Source organism: Paenibacillus sp. TCA20 (assembly GCF_000732325.1).
In the GTDB taxonomy this organism is placed as follows: domain Bacteria; phylum Bacillota; class Bacilli; order Paenibacillales; family Paenibacillaceae; genus Paenibacillus; species Paenibacillus urinalis.
This window is the reverse complement of sequence record NZ_BBIW01000001.1, coordinates 115,519-133,859: the sequence shown is the minus strand read 5'-3', so window position 1 is coordinate 133,859 and position 18,341 is coordinate 115,519. Positions and strand designations below refer to the sequence as shown.

The following is an 18,341-nucleotide window of genomic DNA, read 5'->3' as shown; positions in this document are numbered from 1 at the left end:
GATTCAAATGTGAAGCGCGTTTATGCCTTTTTGAAGGGAGGAAATTTCTTGAACGTGTTATATCAGCGTTCTCCAAGAATGAAGGAAGTGCTCAAGAAGGAAACATTAGAGATTCTGCGTCCTCCGATGGAGCCAAGTAAGCCTTCTTTCTCGATCATTTCATTAATCATACCACTCGTCATGACATTAGCTACAGTGGGAGTTTATTTCTATTTGAGCCGTACCGGCCGATTGGGCAACAGTAGTTACATGACCATTCAAATGGTCATGATGACGGTAATGCTTGCAACGTATACGATTCCTTTCTTTGTATACCTCAGTAATAAGAAAGAATATCATAAGCGGCTCGCTGAGAGAGAAGAGATGTACACGTCTCAGCTTGCGAAGCATCGTGAAGAGCTTGAGAAAGAAGCCGAAAGACAGGTGCAGATCACCCATGAAATTCATGGCGATCCAGAAGTGTGCAGTCAGATCGTTAAGAACAGACACAGCTCTTTGTGGGAGCGTTCACCGGATGATGATGATTTTCTGGCTGTACGCGCCGGTATCGGTGCTGAACCTTTTCGAATTACAATTGCTCCTCCAAGATTCGATGGTTATGAGCGGGAACCTCTGATTGAGGCTGCACATCAATTGGCTGAGGATTTTGTTAATGTTGAAGGTGCATCCATTGCACTGCCCATCTACGAATCTAAAATTGTAGGCGTTGTAGGCGATCGTGAGGACGTCTTGTCTATGCTGCGAGTAATTATTACACAGATTACGACAAGACATTCGCCGGATGAGGTCAAGCTGGCTGCTTTCTATGAAGAAAAAGAAGCAGATGAATTTGAATGGATGCGCTGGATCCCTCACATTTGGGATGATGAACGTGGACAGCGGTTTATGGCGGACAGACACAGCGGTGCGCATCAGCTGGCAGATAGTCTATACACGACACTGAACCGCCGTAAAAATTCCAGGAAAGAGCGAGGTAAGAAAGGGCCGGACATTCCGGTGTATGTTGTTCTGATGTCAGAGCGGGACATTATTGAAGAAGAGCCTTTGCTGCCCCTAATCCTGGAAGATCCTGAAGCGATCACAACTTGTACGATTATACTGGCTTCTCGCAAAGAGCATTTGCCGATGCATTGTCAGCTCGTTGTGGAGGCTGGAAAGAACGAAGGAAGCTACTCCAAGAAGACCGAACAGGCGGATGTCATTCATCAGACTTTTGTACCCGATCGAATGACACGGTCCGAGGCGGAAATTTGTGCGCGAAATATGGCTCCGCTTCGATTGAAGCGCTCCTCTGCTTCCGAAATACCTCCTCTGCTGCCTTTATTCGATATGATGGAAGTATCCAGAGTGGAACAGCTTGATGTAGCTGACAGATGGTCCCGGAACAGATTTCCTAACACATTGCCGGTACCCATGGGAGTCAGAGCTGGCGGCAAGAGAGTGTATCTTAATCTTCATGACAAGATTGAGCGTCAGGGGCACGGTCCGCACGGTCTGATTGCCGGAACAACAGGATCGGGTAAGAGTGAGGTAATCCAATCGATCGTTGCATCTCTAGCCTCCGAATTTCACCCTCATGACTTGGCATTTATGTTGATCGACTATAAGGGCGGTGGGATGTCCAACACATTTGAGAAGCTGCCTCATGTCGTCGGGACGATTACAAACCTTGACCAATCACTAATGGAAAGAGCAAAAATATCACTTCGTGCTGAGCTGGTACGTCGACAGAAAATTCTGAATGATGCTGGAAATTTGCAGCATATTGATGAGTATTATAAATGGCTGGGTTCACACCAGGCCGAGCCGCTGCCGCATCTTGTCATTATTATTGATGAGTTCGCACAGCTGAAACGGGAGCAGCCGGAGTTCATGGATGAACTGATCAGTATAGCTGCCATCGGCAGAACGCTGGGTGTGCATTTGATTCTGGCCACGCAAAAACCTGCTGGTGTCGTTGACGATAAAATTTGGAGTAACTCCAGATTTAGAATATGTTTACGTGTTCAAAGCGAGGGAGACAGCCGGGATATGATCAAGATTCCGAATGCTGCCTGGATCACGAAGCCGGGCCGTGGTTATTTCCAGGTCGGCAGTGACGAAGTATTTGAAGAAATGCAATTTGCATGGAGTGGAGCTCCTTATACCTCACATACGGATGACAGTGCTTCTTCACTTCCACTTATGGAAGTTAGATTAAATGGTAAGCGAGAGCCTCTGTTAACGGGCGAGAGAGTATCCATGATGCAGTCGGAAGGCTCCTCTAAGCAGCTTCAAGTCTTTATTGATCACATCTCAGAGGTAGCCGAGCAAGCGGGTATTGAGAGATTACAAGGTCCGTGGCTCCCTCCATTGCCAGAATTAATTCAATGGGAAGAGCTGGTTATGGATGGGGCAGTTTCAGAGAGCTCAGGCTCCGCTCTTACCGACGAGCTGGAACCGGTTGTCGGTATTGTAGATGATCTGACGAACCAGAAGCAGGTGCCCATGTCCATTAACTTAGGACAAGGTCATCTGGCTGTATACGGAATGCCTGGCCTTGGCAAAACAACCTTTGTGCAGACGATGATCATGTCGCTTGCCAGAAGCTGCAGCAATTGGCATGGATATGTTATTGATATGGGCAGAATGATGCGTGACTTTAGACAGCTTCCGCAAATTGGAGGTGTGATGTCTGCTGAGGATGATGATCGAATTAAGCGGCTGTTTCGTTATTTAGCCAAAGTCTTCATGCAAAGAAGAGAATTAATTGCTGAAGCAGGGGTCAAGACGGTTACCTCCTATCGCCGAAGCACAGGACAAACCTTACCGCAAATTATCGTATGGATTGACGGATACTTATCCTTCCGAAATTCATACCCGGATGAGAATGAGCAGCTGGAGCTATTCTTGAGAGAAGGCGTAAGCCTCGGCATTACTTTTGTAGTCACGGCCAATCGTATAACTGACATTTTCGAGAAGATCAGAAGCAACATAACTAATGCGGTTTCTTTTGAAATGGCAGATCCCAGCGACTATTATTATGCGGTTGGAAGACCGGCACGTGTCCCTAACGGATATCCTCCGGGTCGTGGTCTTGTTAAAGGGCATGTACCTCCACTTGAGTTTCAAACGGTTCTGCCTGTAACAGGTACAGATGAGGCAGAGCGAGCGGACCAGCTAAGAGCTATGATTGGTAACGTTAATCAGACGTACACGGGCTCGATACCTCAGAAGATAGATCCACTTCCTGAAGTCATTACACTTGCAGAAGTGCTGGAGAATACACAGCATACACGGAGTCAGGAACAGAGAGAGATATATAATGTGCCCGTTGGACTCATGACAGATGACCTGGAAGTGTTTAATATCAGTCTTCGTGAAGGTCCGCATTTTATGGTTGCAAGTCCACTTGAGAGTGGGAAGACCAGCTTTATGCTGACATGGATGCTGTCCTTAGCATACCATTATAGTCCTGAGGAACTTCATATGTATTCGATAGATACGAGGTATGGGGAAGAAGGCTTAAGCCGGCTGTCCAATCTGCCTCATATACGTAAGAATGCTTCTAGGGATGAAGAGCTTGGTCCGTTAATACAGGAAGTATATGATATGGTCATGAGGCTTACAACAGATCGCTGTGGTCCTGAGATTGTATTGTTTATAGATGATGCAGATACACTTGCGAAACAGATGAATGATTTTACGATGAAAGATCAACTGGCTGCTATTGTACGTCAAGGCAGAGATCGCGGCGTGCATGTAATTATCGCGGGAGTTGCCGCTGATTTCCCGACATTCGGAGCCGACTGGGTAACGGATATTAAAGCGACCCAAAGCGGACTGTTGTTCGGGACGTTGGACCCTAACGATTTGTCGTTCTTCCGGATTCCTTTCTCAGAGTCGAATACAGGTTCTAATGGTCTGAAAGTCCTGCCGGCAGGACAGGGGTACTATATAAAACGGAGATTTTCCAGGATTAAAGCAGCGCTGCCATGGAATAACAATATGGAACGTGCCGATTGGATCGAAAAAATTCGCGACCGATGGCATGTTGTAGTTTGAAGGGAGGTGGCTCATAATGTTGACGGTTCATCATTCCAAACAGAAAGTAGTAACACTGGAACAGAAGGAACTGTTCTTTCTGGCAGGGATCATAGGTTCTGATCGATTGCTTGGCATTGAGGACCCCTTTATAGGATATCTGACAGAGGATATCGTAATGGAATGGGAGAATACCAAAGAAGAGTTATTAACGAAAGGGTATTTAACCCGAGATCAAGACTCCAGTGAACTCATCATGACACCAACCGTGTTCTCAAGAGTGGCTATTGCAGGCTTATCCTCCAGAGCTTGTCGTTTTGAAATAAAGAAGAAGCGAGGAGCGAATTACAAGGGTTATCTGCACTGTACAAATGAACGCGTAGTGGAATTGATCCCGACACAAGAGGAGCCTTATACCTACCAGTTATCAGACCTGGGCGATGTTGAACAGGCCTGTAAATCGGTTATGAGCAAGATTAAATGGGGCACAGAGCACACAAAGAACGATATTCCGGCTTTGATGTTCTCGAAGAAGCGTTTTTTTGAGATCGTGAATGATTCTCTTCTTGATGAAGAAACATTGACCGGCCGTTTGTCCGAGGCATGTTACGATGCCCAGGGAGCAGCAGCTTTGGCTCGAGCAATTATCCATCAAGAGACTGAAGGGGAGCTTCAGCTGCTTGTATGGACTGGAGAGAAGTGGGACTCACAGTCTGCTGCTTTTATCTCCAGCAGCTCTATGAACTGGCTTTTTCGTATGAGCACAGTAGGTAAAGGCGATTGGCTTATCGCTACGCCGATGGGTCAAGGAGACTTTAAAGATATGCTTCTAGAGTGGCTGATACAGCCAGCAGATCATGAAGAAAGGTGATGTATATGCGCATTCGTGTGGAACCGGATGTGCTTCGGACGCTTAGCGGGCAGCTTCAGCATGCGGCGGAGCAAATTCAGCAAATTGTTGTTGGTCTAGAACAAGCCCTTGGTAGAATAGAAGGCGATACCGCCGTTCATGAGGGAATTGTGTATGAATGGATGAGGTCGAAGCAGCTCGCCGGACATATTGAATTGGAACTTGAGAGATTTAGCTCCGAACTGCTTCGCAAGGCAAATCATTTCAAGCAAGCTGACGAAGATTATCATTCGTTTTTAGCTCATGTTGATTACACCAACGTTTCACCGATGCGTATGCTGCAATCTCAGCACCTGGAATCCGTTAAGAGCGACAAGCCTTTGGTATTTTCGGTGTCTAATCCTAGGTCTGCTGTCATGGCCATTCAGCAATCCTGGAGTCCGGAGGATCAGCTGAATGATATGGGGACCCTGCGGTTAGCTACCGAGCTGAACCCGGCAGGGTGGAAGTTTACTGACCCTTCTCTAGGAGCAAAGGTTGGTTAAAATTTTTGTCAACTTGATGTTAAATGCAGTTTCATAGGCTTATTTTTAGGTGAATTACAAATAGGACCAATGACTTTAGACACATCCTGTGTCGTTTGGTACAATTTTCATGTGTTTTACCTAAATATTTGCAGATGAAAAAGGAGGAAGGCCCTACTATGTCAGGACGTATTTTAATATCCCCAGAACAGGTAGACCAAGTAGCAAACCAATTCAAACAAAGTGGTGAACAAAGTCAACAGATCGTTTCCAGCTTGACTCAATCCATCAATGGAATGGAAGGACAATGGGAAGGTATGACGAAACAACGTTTCTTCCAAGAATTCCAAGAGGCTAGCAAGCAAATGCAAAGCTTTGTTCAAACTTTGAATAGCATCAGCCAGGAACTGACAGCAATCGCTGCGAAATTCCGTCAGGTTGACCAATCTCGTTAATAGCAATTATCTGTACTTAATATTACTTAAGGAAACCGGGAGTTTTCACGAACTTCCGGTTTTCTTGCATCACAACGTTAAAAGAGAGGGATGTTCATGTCTTTTCAACCTAAACCCGGTGATGAGATCCTTATTCATGGTGAGAAATATGTGGTAGGACAACATCCGGCAGCTCCAGGAATTGCATACGCACAAACAGGAAGGCAGGGCACGGTGTATAAACTAGTGCCGCAGAATGGACACGAATATGAGGCAAAAGCCCTGAAGGTATTCTTTCCTAAATTCCGTGTTCCGGCTATGGTATACCAATCGGAGCAGATGGAGAAATACAGTGAAATATCAGGCCTGCAGGTATGTAAACGAGACGTGCTCACTCCTGAAAGAAACGGAAGATTAATAAGTGAGCATGGAGATCTGCTCTATTCAGTGCTCATGCCTTGGGTCGATGGCATCAGCTGGTTTGATATCATCTGTGATAAGAAGCAGCTGACGACAGAAGAGAGCGTTATTCTAGCTTCGTCGCTTGCAAGTATAGGTTCGGCGATGGAGCAGAGAGGTATCGCACACTGTGATCTCTCGGCACCGAATGTCTTGGTTCCGTTTTTTTCCGAAGTAGAACGGCCTGAAGGAGCTGCTGCAGTTGAATTAGTCGACGTAGAGCAGTTGTATAGTCCAAAAATGGATCGGCCGGATGCACTTCTCGCGGGTTCAGCCGGCTATGCAGCTCACCGGATCGTGAATAGCGGCTTGTGGAGCAGCTATGCTGACAGGTTTGCAGGAGCGGTAATCTTAGCAGAAATGCTAGGTTTCAGTGACCCGGAAATTGTCAACCGAACTTATGGAGAGAGCTACTTCGATCAAAGAGAGCTTCAAACGAGCTGTGAGCGGTATCGCAGGCTCCAGCAATCACTTGACTCCAGATTTGGACCCAAAGTAGCAGAGCTGTTCGGCAGAGCATGGCATAGCCAAGATTTAAGCAGCTGCCCTACATTTGGTGAATGGCTGGTAGCCATATCTACAATTGACCTGAATGCAGTACCCGTACAAAACAGCAGTAATGAAGTTCAATCCGCTGGTATTGAAGATACGAGCTCTATAGGTGCTGCAGCCGCAACCATAATGCCTGAGGATGGGAGCGGCGCCGAGTTATCTCCTGCAGACGAACCACCCCTCATTAATTCAGCAAATTCAAGGACCGACAAGGAGCAGCTGGACCGATTGCTTCAGGATGCATCTGTTAAAGAAAGCAAGGGAGAGCTGGATGCTGCTCTCGACTTATATAAAACAGCACTGCGATTGGAGAAGTCTGGAACGGCTCTGTATGTTGAGATTGCAGCAGCGATTCACCAGATTGAAGATGCTCTGTCTACAGGGACGGAGGAGCCCAAGAAGAGTTCACGCTTCTCTAAACTCCGAAGCCGTAAAGCGGTTATGGCTGGTGCAGCAGTACTTTTAATCGGCATCATTGCAATTCCTGGAATGCATACACTGGCTGAACAGGCGGAGACGAAGCAGCTCGAGGCTCAGCGTCAGGCAGAGCTTGAGAAGCAGGAGCAGGCCAAGAAAGCAGAGGAAGCGGCAAAGCTTGCTGAAGAAAATAAGAAAAAACAAGAGGCTGAGCTCGCTTTGAAGCAAGCTGAGGAAGAGAAAGCCCGTATAGCTGCAGAGAAAGAGCGTGCTGTACTGCAGGCCAAATATGAGAAGCAGGCGAAGTATGAGGCATATCTAGCTCAGGTAGAAGCGAAGCAAAAGGCGAAGGAAAAGGCTGCGCTCCAGGCGAAGTATGATAAGCAGGCCAAATATGAGGCTTATCTAGCCCAGCTTGAAGAGAAGAAAGCCCGCCAGGCTGAAGCGGATACAGCAGCTGCGAAAGAGGCTGCCGCGAAGGCAGAAGCGACCAAACAGGCTCAAGCTAAGGCCGCAGCTGCAGCAGCTGCAGAAAAAGCAGCACAAAAAGCAGCGGCAGAAAAAGCGGCGAAGGAGAAGGCGGCACTCAAGCAGAAGCGTGCTCAGAACGTCAAGCAGCTCATCGCCTATTACAATCTTGCCTATAATGCACAGCAAGGACGCAAGATTGAACCTGCGAGAGAACACGCAAATAACTTTATGGATCTGTACAACCAGGATGCTGAGTATTTTGCTGGAGTAGGGAAAGTGGGACAGCGTAAGTCACATATCTATAAATTTATTAGAAATAGAAGCTATAAATTGCCTGATATTTAAACTAGGGGTGAATGAACGGTCATGAACTATACGATACAAGCATCTCAGAGAACGCCGGCCCTCATCATTTATTTGATTGACATTAGTGCATCCATGAATATGATGATGGAAAATCGCAGAAGGATGGACATCGTGTACGAAGCATTGTCACTTGCCATACGTCAAATGGTGTTCCGTTCTACCAAAGGGAGCAGATTGACACCAAGGTATCGAATTGCAATTCTTGCGTACAGTGACGATGTGTATGATCTGCTCGGTGGCGTTAAGGGAATAGACGAAATTGCAGCGATTGGTTCAATTCCGGATTTAACACCGATGCGATTCTCGGATTCGGCCAAAGCATTTCTTCAGGCAGAGAAAATCCTGCAGGCGGAGCTTCCCTTTATGCAGGATTGTCCTGCCCCATTGATATGTCATATGACGGACGGAGTAGCGACGGGAGAGGACCCGGAGCCGATTGCCAGACGAATTATGAATATGAGTGTTCCTGACGGGAATGTGCTGATCGAGAATATTTTTATCTCGGATCATTTGCTGAGTGCGCCGATACCAGAACCGAGAAGATGGACCGGTATTTCACAGGATACAGAACTGAAAGATGAGCATGGAGAAAAATTGAAGAAGATGTCATCGCCTCTTCCGGAGAGCTATAGGGAAATGCTTATCGAGGCGGACTATCTGCTTGCCCCTGGTTCATTAATGATGCTCCCTGGGACTTGCGCAGAGCTTGTGTCCATCGGATTTCAAATGTCAGCGGCAACACCTGTCAGGTAAGGGGGAGTTAGAAAGTGAAATCTTTGCGAATGTCTATGCCTGGTCATGAAAAAGCACATCCGGAAGAGAATTTTCACTTTGTCAGTTCACAGCAAGCAGATCATCCCCTAACCTCCTATAAAGGACGGCTAACATGTCGTTATGGTTACGGGCTGGCAGCAGAATCGGCAACCTATGGGGATAATGGTCAAGACTTTGCTGCCATTCATGTGGAAGGCGATGTCTGTACATTTGTTCTCTGCGACGGAGTCTCTATGAGTTATTATGGTGATTTTGCTGCAAGATATTTAGGGAAAGCACTGCATGGATGGATGCTGGAGACGAAGGAGTGGTCAGTTTCCCGTCTGCAGCAGTATTTGACGAATATTACGATTCCTGCTTCCAGAGAGCTGAGTACATACCAGGCTGTTCACCACGAGAAGGTTCCAATCATGCTGCGAGAAGTGCTGGAGACGAAGAAGAAGCATGGCAGTCAGTCTATGTATATTTGCGGTAGGATTCAGCTTGGCTCTGGAAAAAAAGGCAGCACTCTTCAGCTTGCCTGGCAGGGTGATTCGAGAATACGTTTGTTTCAAAACGGAACAGAGCTTGAACAATCCTTTGAAGTAACGAGGGCAACATCGGAGCGTTGGTCAACACTACAAGGACCGATTGGTGGAACTCCGCATGTCTATGAGAAAAGCTTCAAATCAAGTGAGCAAATTGTCCTGAGGTTATATACGGATGGTATGGGTGAGCTCGACCCTATCGGATTGCATCTGCCGGACGAGCAGATTCAAGTGCTTCTTGATGCGCATCATACGGGTGGTCTTGAGGATGATGCTGCATTTATTGAGATCAGCTTTACCTCGTAATGGATGAGATCTTGATTGAAGCAGCTAAAGGTATTATGAAATTGATTCATTCAATTGAAATATTAAAACTCTCTTGTACTGGGCATCCTTATGTATGAGCCTCATGTGCTTGTACATACCATCGCCTAAGGAGTGACCAAGAAGAATGTCTTCAAATCAACGTTTGCGTTTTCAAGGGAAAACCGCATTAGTAACAGGAGCCGGTTCCGGAATCGGGAAGGCAGTTGCCATCAAGCTGGCACAGGAAGGTGCGAATGTCGCTTTATTGGATCTAATAGATAAACGTACCCATGAAGCAGAACAAGAGATTCAAGCAATGGGCATGGGAAAGGTTCGTGCCTATGATGTTGATATTTCCGATGCAGCACGTGTTGCCGATGCGATAGAGAAGACGGTAAGTGAGCTTGGCGGCATCGATATTATATTTGCCAATGCAGGAATTAACGGTGTGGTTGCGCCCATTGAGGATATTGATGTAGAGGATTGGCAGAACACCATAACGACGAATCTCGGCGGTACATTTTTTACTGTAAAGTATGCTGTTCCCCATATGAAGAAGGATGATGGAGGAAGCATTATTATTACGAGCTCGATCAATGGTAATTACACGTTCTCGAATATAGGGATGAGTGCATATAGTACTTCCAAAGCGGGTCAGGTAGCCTTCGCCAAAATGGCGGCACTGGAGCTGGCCAAATTTAATATTAGAGTGAACGTCATTTGCCCAGGAGCCATCTCGACAAACATTGATCAGAGTACAGAAAAGTCAGAAGAACTGAATGAAGTGTCTATTAAGATGGAGTTTCCGGATGGACGTCAGCCGCTGGCTCATGGACCAGGTAAGCCGGAGGAGGTTGCGGACTTGGTCGCATTTCTGGCATCGGATGAATCCAAGCATATTACAGGAGCACAGATTGTCATTGATGGAGCTGAGTCCCTGTTAAGCTGATCATGATAAAGATAGGTATGGAGTAGACGACCGTTTCCCTTGCAGGAAGCGGTTTTTTTCGTTATTTTTATTAGACACGAATGTACGCGAACAAGATAGCTAGTATGCATTAGTGAGCCGTCACTTCATTATAGGTTTTGATCTGAGGGAGGTATAACGGGTGAGTATATTTTCACGGATCGCTGAGCAGAAGATTGCTGAGGCGATTGAAAGAGGAGAATTGGATCATTTGCCAGGAGCAGGTAAGCCGCTTGTAATCGAAGATCTGTCTCATATTCCTGAAGACCTTCGCGCTTCCTATAAGATACTGAAGAATTCAGGATATCTTCCGCCAGAGCTTGAACTGCAGCAGGAATGTGTCAGCCTTGAACAGATGATTCAATCATGTCAGGCTGCCGAGGATAAGGAGCAAATGATCGAGAAGCTGACCGAGAAACAAATCAAGCTCAGAATCATGTTCGAAAAAAGGGGGATAAGTCATAACCCCTCCCTCCAAGCTTATGAAGAGAAAATTCGGAGTAAGCTGGTGGATGAATAATTGATATCTGCATTATTTAGAGATGAATATCATTGGAGAGTTGAATGTAAATGCATAAGGAGCATCGTCAAGAACATCCATTACCTATCGTTCAGATCATACCTGAATTGAAGCGGACACTAACTGATCATACGTCTGCTGTACTCATTGCTGAGCCAGGCGCAGGCAAAACTACGGTCGTCCCTCTGGAATTATATAAAGAACCTTGGCTCAGCAATAAGAAAATGATTATGCTTGAGCCCCGGCGGCTTGCTGCCAGAAATGCAGCAATTAGAATGGCGAAGGCATTAGATGAACCTGTGGGTCAAACGGTGGGGTATCGTGTTCGCCATGATACGAAGGTAAGCCGCCATACACGGATTGAAGTTGTAACAGAAGGTGTACTGACCCGGATGCTTCAGCAGGATCAAGGGCTGGAGGATACAGCTCTGCTGATCTTCGATGAATTTCATGAACGTAATATACATGGAGATCTGTCGCTGGCGCTGGCGCTGGAGAGCAAACTGCTCCTTCGAGATGATCTGCGGATTCTTGTCATGAGTGCAACTCTGGAGGCTGAACCTGTATCAGGACTACTCGGCGGTGCTCCAGTGATTACCTGTGAAGGCCGAACCTTCCCGGTGGAGACAAGCTACGTGCCTGTGCCCATGAACACGGAGCTTGCGATTCATATGGCTCGGATCATTCAGCAGAGCCTGGCCAAGCACGATGGGGATATCCTGGCCTTTTTGCCGGGGGCACGAGAGATTCACAAGACGGAGCGTTTGCTGCAGCAGATGAACCTGGGGAGCTCTATACATATCTGTCCTCTGTATGGTTCAATGACGGCCGGAGAACAGGATGCTGCCATCCGGCCAGCTCCGCCGGGGAAACGCAAAGTGGTCCTGGCTACGACAATAGCTGAATCCAGTCTTACCATTGAAGGGATTACCGTTGTTGTGGACAGCGGACTGCGCAAAGAGTCCTTGTATTCATCCCGTACAGGAATGAATAGACTCGTCACACGGCCCATATCCAAAGCATCGAGCGATCAGCGTAAAGGACGTGCAGGACGAGTAAAGCCGGGAGTATGCTATCGTCTGTGGAGCCAGCTGGAGCAGGACGCCCGGCCGGAGTCATCTCGGCCGGAAATACTGTCAGCGGATATGACTCAGCTGACGCTGGAGCTCTCGGCCTGGGGCGTGACTGACCCAGGCGAGCTAAGCTGGCTGGATGCACCGCCGCCAGCATCTTACGATGAAGCCAAGCAGCTGCTGCGCAGGCTTGGCTGTCTGAATGACCTCGGCACGATGACGAGCCGAGGTCGTGAGATCGCGGGTATGGGAACCCACCCGCGGCTCGGCAGCATGCTGCTGCAAGCGGCAGAGCTTGGGCTGGCCGAGGAGGCCAGCCTGCTCGCTGCGCTGCTTGCAGAGGGCTCATCCCGCATGGCAGGTGCCGCGGGATGGGACGTTCGCCCGCAGCTGGCGCTAATGCGGGCACCAGGGGCGCAAGATGCGGCGAAGCATCGCATCTTGCAGGAGAGCCGGCAGCTGCTGGCCTCCCTCCCAGATCACCGGCAGAAGCCGGATGATGGGCGGGGGCTGGGCGAATACAGCTGCGGCTTGCTGCTTGCCTTTGCCTATCCGGATCGGATTGGGCAAAGACGAGAGGACGGCCGCTACTTGCTGTCCAGCGGCCGCGGGACACGTTTCCCCGGAGCAGGAGGCTTCACGGGAAACGAAGGAGCTTACATCGTCGTAGCTGAAGCTGATGATCAAGGGGCAGACGGATTGATTCGGCTTGCAGCTCCACTGTCTATTACTGAACTCATGACATATAAGCCTGAATGGATCCAGCTTGAGCACGAGGTGAAATGGGATTACAGAACGCAAAGTGTACGAGCCAAAAAGCTGCAGCGTCTGGATGCCCTTATATTGAAGGAGATGGCTTATCCAGACCCTCCTGAGGAGAGCGTTATATCCGCTCTGCTTGAGGGAATAAAGGCAGAGGGACTTCGTCTGCTGACCTTAAGTAAAGTGGAGCTTCAGCTTATTGAAAGGATCAAATTCATGCATCGTGCATATCCGGAGTGGCCGGAGCTTACGAATGAAACGGAGCTCGTTGATTATATGGCTGAACGGATGGCTCCTTATCTGAGCGGAATAAGGACAGCGGGCCAGCTTCAGAAGGTATCTATCGCTTCTGTCCTCACGGACAGTCTGACCTGGGAGGAACGGCAGCTGCTGGATCGAGAAGCGCCGACTCATTTCACTGCACCCAGCGGGTCACGCGTGAAGATTGAATATAGTGGGCAGGGAGCCCCTTACATTGCGATAAGACTCCAGGAGATGTTTGGTCTCGAGCGTACACCGGCTATTGGTAACGGAAGGATTCCCTTAACGGTTCATCTGTTGTCTCCGGCACAGCGTCCGGTTCAAGTGACGAAAGATCTGGAAAGCTTTTGGCGTGAAGGGTATTTTGAAGTGAAAAAGGATCTGAAGGGCCGCTATCCGAAGCACTACTGGCCGGATAATCCGCTGGAAGCAGTGCCTACCAGCAGAGTCAGGCCCAAATAGGAGCATGCTGTCAATATTAGGTCTGTTTAGCTCTCCGAGAGAAGGGTAAGTAAGAAACAAGTACTTAACTCAAGGAGGAATGAACAATGGCGAAGCAAAAAGTAGTTGGTGTGTTCGAGACAGATGAGGCTGCATCTCGTGCGATAGAACAGTTGATAAGTAAAGGCTACACAAATGAAGAAATTTCGGTAATTACGAGAAGTAAGGAAGATCAGAGAGCGATTGAGAGCGAGACAGGAACAAAAGCGCCTGAAGGAATTGCAGCCGGTGCTGCTACGGGCGGCGTTCTCGGCGGACTGGCTGGACTGTTTGCAGGAATCGGTGCACTTGCCATTCCAGGGATTGGTCCGATTCTAGCGGCAGGCCCTATTGCTGCGACGTTAACAGGAGCAGCCGTCGGTGCCGGAGCAGGCGGACTGGTCGGTGGTTTAGTTGGACTTGGTATTCCTGAAGATGAAGCAAAAGAATACGAGAAAAATATTGATGAAGGTAAAATTCTTGTGCTAGTTGATCAAAAATACGCGGATACGGATGTATATGGCGTATTCAGAGACAACCGTTCGTTAAATGCGGATCGTTACGATGATCGATATAATGAGCGTACAGACAATATGCCGGGTCCAGACAGAGTGCCAGAGGATCGGGTGGAGCAGGAAGCGATGGGAACAAGAATTGATAGAACAACGCGCTAAAGTTACCGCTTCACCCATAAAAACGGATGGCATGTATCATCTGATTTACTTGGAAACCGCTTTGGGATCAAAGCGGTTTTTTTGTGCTTGGATTGTCTTCGAGATCTCGCACCTCCCTGTAACCCTATAATCAACACCTGAAAAATTCATAATAACTAAGCATAAATTAAAATTCGAGCTGATTGAATCAACCAGATGTACTCAAATTCGGAGATAAATCTCAGACCGAATAAAGCAATGATAAGATCTCATTGAGATAAATAATTCAACATATGAAAAATTCGAATTAATGGAACATTTCAACTGAACTTGGTTTCTTTAGATTTAACTTAGGTGATTTATTACGTACTTATGTCATATATTCTGTCTTAAAATGGATATATGAAAAAATAGAAGGATGTCAAGATGAAAAAAGACGTTTATAATGAGAGAAAGTTGGTTATTTGAAATAAATGAGGGGAGGACACTTGCATGGCTTTTATGATATCCCAGCGGGCGTTCATTAAACTCTACTTGATCACGATGGTAGAGCAGCATAGAGGATATGGTTATGAAATGCTTGAGGCCATGAAGGAAGAATTTAAAGGATTTGGATATGTCCCGCCTCAGAGTGAAGTATACCGTGCGCTGCATGAGCTTGTGCAAGAAGGAGTTTTTTATCGTACGAAGCGACTGAAAGGAAATGATCCGAGAATCGATTTTCAGGAAATCGTTCTATATCATTTTACCGACGACGGAGAAGAGAAGGCGAGATTATATAAGAAGCAAGTCAAGACAGATCTGGACCGTTGTTTAGGTATGCTGAGGAAGGCAGAACAGGATAATTATAAATAACATTTGAATAAATCACATCAGTAAGCAGGGAAGGAGAGATCATTGATGAGCGAAAAAATCCGATGGGGAGTTATGAGTACTGCAAAGATAGCCAGAACAGCGGTTATTCCTGCCATACAGAACTCCAACCGGGGTGAGGTTGTAGCCATTGCCAGCCGCAATGAGAGCAGAGCAGCAGAGGTTGCTGCCGAACTGGATATTTCCAAAGCCTACGGAAGCTATGATGCTCTGCTTGCGGATGAGGAGATCGATGCTGTCTACATCTCTGTCCCGAACCATATGCATATGGAGTGGACGATCAAAGCTGCGAGAGCCGGCAAGCATGTGTTGTGTGAGAAACCAGCGGCACTGAATGAGGAGCAGGTAAGTCAGATGATCGAAATCTGTAATCAGGAGCAGGTCGTCTTTGCAGAAGCATTTATGTATAGATATCATCCCAAGCATGCAAGGGTCAAAGAAATTATTGAGAGCGGCGAAATCGGACAGGTAAGAGCGATTCATGCCAATTTCACTTACAACAACTGCTACGATACTGAAAATGTGCGTTTCAAGAAGGAAATGGGCGGCGGCTCCTTGTATGATGTCGGTGTATATCCGATCTCAGCGGCAAGAATGTATCTCGGACAAGAACCAGAAGCGGTCACCGTTCATGCCTTATTCTCTTCAGATCATGACAATGTAGATATGATGGCTTCAGGACTTGTGGAATTTCCGGAGAAGGTTGCGCTTACTTTTGATTGCGGGATGTGGGCTTGCTCCAGAGCAGAGCTTGAAATACTGGGAACAGAGGGCAGAATCGAGCTTCCAAAGGTGTTTGGATGGGAGAACAGCGATATTCCTCCGCAAATCATCATACATACCGATGATGTGTCGAGAGAAGAGCGAATCTCAGTATCTAACTCCTTTGTGCTTCAAGCGGATGCATTTGCTGATGCGATCTTGGATGGAACACCGCTCCCCTTCACACCAGAGGATGCACTTCTGAATATTCGGGTGGTGGAAGCCTGCATTCAGTCTGCACAGAGACGGGAACGTATTGCGCTGCTGTGAATGATCCTATGATCCTAATGACTGAAGATGACAATAGCATAGAAAAATAACGTCTCTGTTTGGTAGCAAACGATCAAACGATCCATAGAGGCGTTATTTTTTTGGAATTTTGACCTGCTCGGAACATCACCATATAATAGAATGCAACACTTATTAAAGGTGGGATCTTAAATGAATAATAAAGTGCTAACTACGATGGAGGAAGTCAAAACGTACTCCGATCCTTACCGACTTCAAATATTAAACGTATTTCATAGATTGGGTAAACCAGCCACGGTAAAAGAAGTAGCAGACGAGCTGGGTGAACTGCCGGCAAAAGTTTATTATCATGTCAAGAAGCTGGAAAAGGTAGGTCTGCTCACGCTCGTGGAGACAAGAGAAATCAATGGGATCATAGCAAAATACTATGAGGTGTTTCCCGGTGAGATCATTGTCAGCCGGGGGACGAAGGAAGATGAGCCGATGAGACAAGTTGTCGCTTCCGAGAATGCATCCCATATAACGGCTTTGTTTGAACAGAACAAGCAGAGCTTTGTTCAGCGCCTGGATGCAGGAGATCCTTCCTCCGCGCATTTGTTGAACCGTTCCATCTATGCGACCGAGGAAGAAGCCAAAGAGCTGTATGCCCAGATTGTGAAGCTGTGCGAACCCTATTTCATGAAGCGCAGAGAGAAAGGCATGAATACTTACGAAGTGTTTGCAACGGTGGTAGAACAAATGAAAACTATGAAATCATGATCTCATCCTTTCATAGCTATGCTTTCATAATCATACATTCATAACAAAAGGGCCGCTGAGCGGCCCCATATATAGATTTATAGCTCCTCATAATCCTCTACATCCCGTTTCGTGGACGTGGCAGGAGAATCTGCTGTTCCATATTTTTTCACAGCTTCCCAGGCTTCTGCATCATCAAATTTACCAGCATTCCGTTGGCTGATCTCACCAGCCCCTCTTGGCGGTTTAGTCATCACTTGCTCCTCTACAGGACGATATTCGTTGAGATCGCCTTGTTGCTCTTGTTCAGCATGCTCAATACAGTATGAAGTGTAGGGGATAATTTCAAGTCTCTCGTATGGAATCGGTTTGCCGCATTCCTCGCACAGCCCATAGCTCTTCTCTTGCATCTTGCCAAGGGCTTGTTCGATTTGTTCCAGCTTCTCAGACTGCTGTTCATCAATTGCCTGGTCTCTGGCTCGTTCATAGGTCTCGGTCCCGATATCAGCAGGGTGATTATCTGCGGAGGATAATTCTCCCGTAGCGTCAAGCAGAGAGTTGTCTTCTGAATTGATTCCGTCTTGATTTATTTGAAAATGAGCCTGAATGTTTTCTTTTTCTTCCAACAAACGGTTTTTTAATGTTTTTAGTTCTTCATTTGTAAGTTCAATTGTATTCATGTCTAGCAGCTCCTTTGTCTCATTCTTGTATGTTATTACCCTATCGAAGAACATCACAACCATTCTCGATGGAAAAGCATATATTTCGGAAATAACAGGGAAGACGCTGGATAATGAGTTAGTTATTGGTTAATGTAAGGGAAAGTTTATGCTGATTCGTTTTCATCAGGGGTCAGTTTATGATATAAAAAAATAAGGGAAATCGATTAATGGAGGTTAGTTAGATATGGATGAACATATGAAACGCCGGCTGGATAAGCAGAAGCAGCTCTTTAAACAGCTCGGCATTCAGATGGATGCACTATCCATTCATGAGAAACAATTCAACTACAAGCTTCGGGGTTACGATCCGGATGAAGTGGATGAATTTCTCGATGTCATCATCAAAGATTATGAGCGTTTTTATGCGCATATATCAGATTTGATGGACAAATGGCAGGAACAGCAGTACATGATTCGGAATCTGAAAAATGTGCCTAAACCTCAAGCGGATCCGAACCTGATCGATCGTAAACAGATTGAAGATGTAATTAAACAGCTGGAGTACAGTGTTCGGCAGCTGAAAGCCAAGGCCCGTCCGGATAAAGACCCATACATGGAATAACCGAATAGGGAATACC

16 protein-coding genes are annotated in these 18,341 nt (G+C 46.9%); 15 read left to right on the top strand and 1 reads right to left on the bottom strand.

All coding sequences use genetic code 11. The features are described from left to right. Window positions 1–48: 48 nt before the first annotated feature. The 14 genes from essC (at window position 49) to TCA2_RS00495 (ending at window position 17,062) form a co-directional block, all read left to right on the top strand. Complete coding sequence (essC, locus tag TCA2_RS00560) at window positions 49–4,044, top strand: type VII secretion protein EssC (RefSeq protein ID WP_047909614.1); 3,996 nt, start codon at window positions 49–51, stop codon at window positions 4,042–4,044. 16 nt (window positions 4,045–4,060) lie between these two features. After that, window positions 4,061–4,894: a hypothetical protein gene (locus TCA2_RS00555; protein ID WP_047909613.1), complete on the top strand. Its 834-nt coding sequence runs from the start codon at window positions 4,061–4,063 to the stop codon at window positions 4,892–4,894. A 5-nt stretch (window positions 4,895–4,899) separates the two neighbouring features. Then, window positions 4,900–5,418 carry a WXG100 family type VII secretion target gene (locus TCA2_RS00550; RefSeq protein WP_047910191.1) on the top strand — a complete coding sequence of 173 codons (519 nt, stop codon included), beginning with the start codon at window positions 4,900–4,902 and terminating at the stop codon, window positions 5,416–5,418. A gap of 158 nt (window positions 5,419–5,576) precedes the next feature. After that, window positions 5,577–5,852, top strand: a complete 276-nt coding sequence (locus tag TCA2_RS00545; protein ID WP_047909612.1) for a WXG100 family type VII secretion target — start codon at window positions 5,577–5,579, stop codon at window positions 5,850–5,852. A 96-nt stretch (window positions 5,853–5,948) separates the two neighbouring features. Beyond that, window positions 5,949–8,075, top strand: a complete 2,127-nt coding sequence (locus TCA2_RS00540) for a membrane protein (protein WP_047909611.1) — start codon at window positions 5,949–5,951, stop codon at window positions 8,073–8,075. Window positions 8,076–8,096: 21 nt separating this feature from the next. Beyond that, window positions 8,097–8,849 (top strand): vWA domain-containing protein, encoded by a 753-nt coding sequence (locus tag TCA2_RS00535; protein WP_047909610.1) that lies wholly within the window; start codon window positions 8,097–8,099, stop codon window positions 8,847–8,849. 14 nt (window positions 8,850–8,863) lie between these two features. Next, window positions 8,864–9,703, top strand: coding sequence for a hypothetical protein (locus TCA2_RS00530; RefSeq protein ID WP_052511637.1), 840 nt, complete (start codon window positions 8,864–8,866; stop codon window positions 9,701–9,703). A 145-nt stretch (window positions 9,704–9,848) separates the two neighbouring features. Further along, complete coding sequence (locus TCA2_RS00525; RefSeq protein ID WP_047909609.1) at window positions 9,849–10,652, top strand: SDR family NAD(P)-dependent oxidoreductase; 804 nt, start codon at window positions 9,849–9,851, stop codon at window positions 10,650–10,652. A 160-nt stretch (window positions 10,653–10,812) separates the two neighbouring features. Continuing rightward, window positions 10,813–11,190, top strand: a complete 378-nt coding sequence (locus TCA2_RS00520) for a DnaJ family domain-containing protein (protein ID WP_047909608.1) — start codon at window positions 10,813–10,815, stop codon at window positions 11,188–11,190. Between the two features lie 50 nt (window positions 11,191–11,240). Further along, a complete protein-coding gene (gene hrpB, locus TCA2_RS00515; RefSeq protein ID WP_047909607.1) occupies window positions 11,241–13,748 on the top strand; it encodes an ATP-dependent helicase HrpB in 2,508 nt (835 codons plus the stop codon). Between the two features lie 86 nt (window positions 13,749–13,834). Continuing rightward, complete coding sequence (locus TCA2_RS00510) at window positions 13,835–14,440, top strand: general stress protein (protein WP_047909606.1); 606 nt, start codon at window positions 13,835–13,837, stop codon at window positions 14,438–14,440. Between the two features lie 471 nt (window positions 14,441–14,911). Continuing rightward, complete coding sequence (locus TCA2_RS00505; RefSeq protein WP_047909605.1) at window positions 14,912–15,274, top strand: helix-turn-helix transcriptional regulator; 363 nt, start codon at window positions 14,912–14,914, stop codon at window positions 15,272–15,274. A 45-nt stretch (window positions 15,275–15,319) separates the two neighbouring features. Further along, entirely contained in the window at window positions 15,320–16,324 is a 1,005-nt protein-coding gene (locus tag TCA2_RS00500) for a Gfo/Idh/MocA family protein (protein ID WP_047909604.1), read from the top strand. Between the two features lie 171 nt (window positions 16,325–16,495). Beyond that, window positions 16,496–17,062, top strand: a complete 567-nt coding sequence (locus tag TCA2_RS00495; protein ID WP_047909603.1) for a transcriptional regulator — start codon at window positions 16,496–16,498, stop codon at window positions 17,060–17,062. Window positions 17,063–17,139: 77 nt separating this feature from the next. Here TCA2_RS00495 and TCA2_RS00490 read toward each other — a convergent pair whose 3' ends face one another. Continuing rightward, complete coding sequence (locus TCA2_RS00490; protein ID WP_047909602.1) at window positions 17,140–17,721, bottom strand: TraR/DksA C4-type zinc finger protein; 582 nt, start codon at window positions 17,719–17,721, stop codon at window positions 17,140–17,142. 226 nt (window positions 17,722–17,947) lie between these two features. On the opposite strand from TCA2_RS00490, the gene TCA2_RS00485 reads away from it, so the two are divergent. Next, complete coding sequence (locus TCA2_RS00485; protein ID WP_047909601.1) at window positions 17,948–18,325, top strand: DivIVA domain-containing protein; 378 nt, start codon at window positions 17,948–17,950, stop codon at window positions 18,323–18,325. The last annotated feature ends 16 nt before the right edge of the window (window positions 18,326–18,341 follow it).

What these genes read in the sequence shown, in the direction of transcription:
- TCA2_RS00555 (WP_047909613.1), top strand. Translation starts at nt 4,061, where the DNA reads ATGTTGACGGTTCATCATTCCAAACAGAAAGTAGTAACACTGGAACAG.
- TCA2_RS00550 (WP_047910191.1), top strand. Translation starts at nt 4,900, where the DNA reads ATGCGCATTCGTGTGGAACCGGATGTGCTTCGGACGCTTAGCGGGCAG.
- TCA2_RS00545 (WP_047909612.1), top strand. Translation starts at nt 5,577, where the DNA reads ATGTCAGGACGTATTTTAATATCCCCAGAACAGGTAGACCAAGTAGCA.
- TCA2_RS00540 (WP_047909611.1), top strand. Translation starts at nt 5,949, where the DNA reads ATGTCTTTTCAACCTAAACCCGGTGATGAGATCCTTATTCATGGTGAG.
- TCA2_RS00535 (WP_047909610.1), top strand. Translation starts at nt 8,097, where the DNA reads ATGAACTATACGATACAAGCATCTCAGAGAACGCCGGCCCTCATCATT.
- TCA2_RS00525 (WP_047909609.1), top strand. Translation starts at nt 9,849, where the DNA reads ATGTCTTCAAATCAACGTTTGCGTTTTCAAGGGAAAACCGCATTAGTA.
- hrpB (WP_047909607.1), top strand. Translation starts at nt 11,241, where the DNA reads ATGCATAAGGAGCATCGTCAAGAACATCCATTACCTATCGTTCAGATC.
- TCA2_RS00510 (WP_047909606.1), top strand. Translation starts at nt 13,835, where the DNA reads ATGGCGAAGCAAAAAGTAGTTGGTGTGTTCGAGACAGATGAGGCTGCA.
- TCA2_RS00505 (WP_047909605.1), top strand. Translation starts at nt 14,912, where the DNA reads ATGGCTTTTATGATATCCCAGCGGGCGTTCATTAAACTCTACTTGATC.
- TCA2_RS00500 (WP_047909604.1), top strand. Translation starts at nt 15,320, where the DNA reads ATGAGCGAAAAAATCCGATGGGGAGTTATGAGTACTGCAAAGATAGCC.
- TCA2_RS00495 (WP_047909603.1), top strand. Translation starts at nt 16,496, where the DNA reads ATGAATAATAAAGTGCTAACTACGATGGAGGAAGTCAAAACGTACTCC.
- TCA2_RS00490 (WP_047909602.1), bottom strand. Translation starts at nt 17,721, where the DNA reads ATGAATACAATTGAACTTACAAATGAAGAACTAAAAACATTAAAAAAC.
- TCA2_RS00485 (WP_047909601.1), top strand. Translation starts at nt 17,948, where the DNA reads ATGGATGAACATATGAAACGCCGGCTGGATAAGCAGAAGCAGCTCTTT.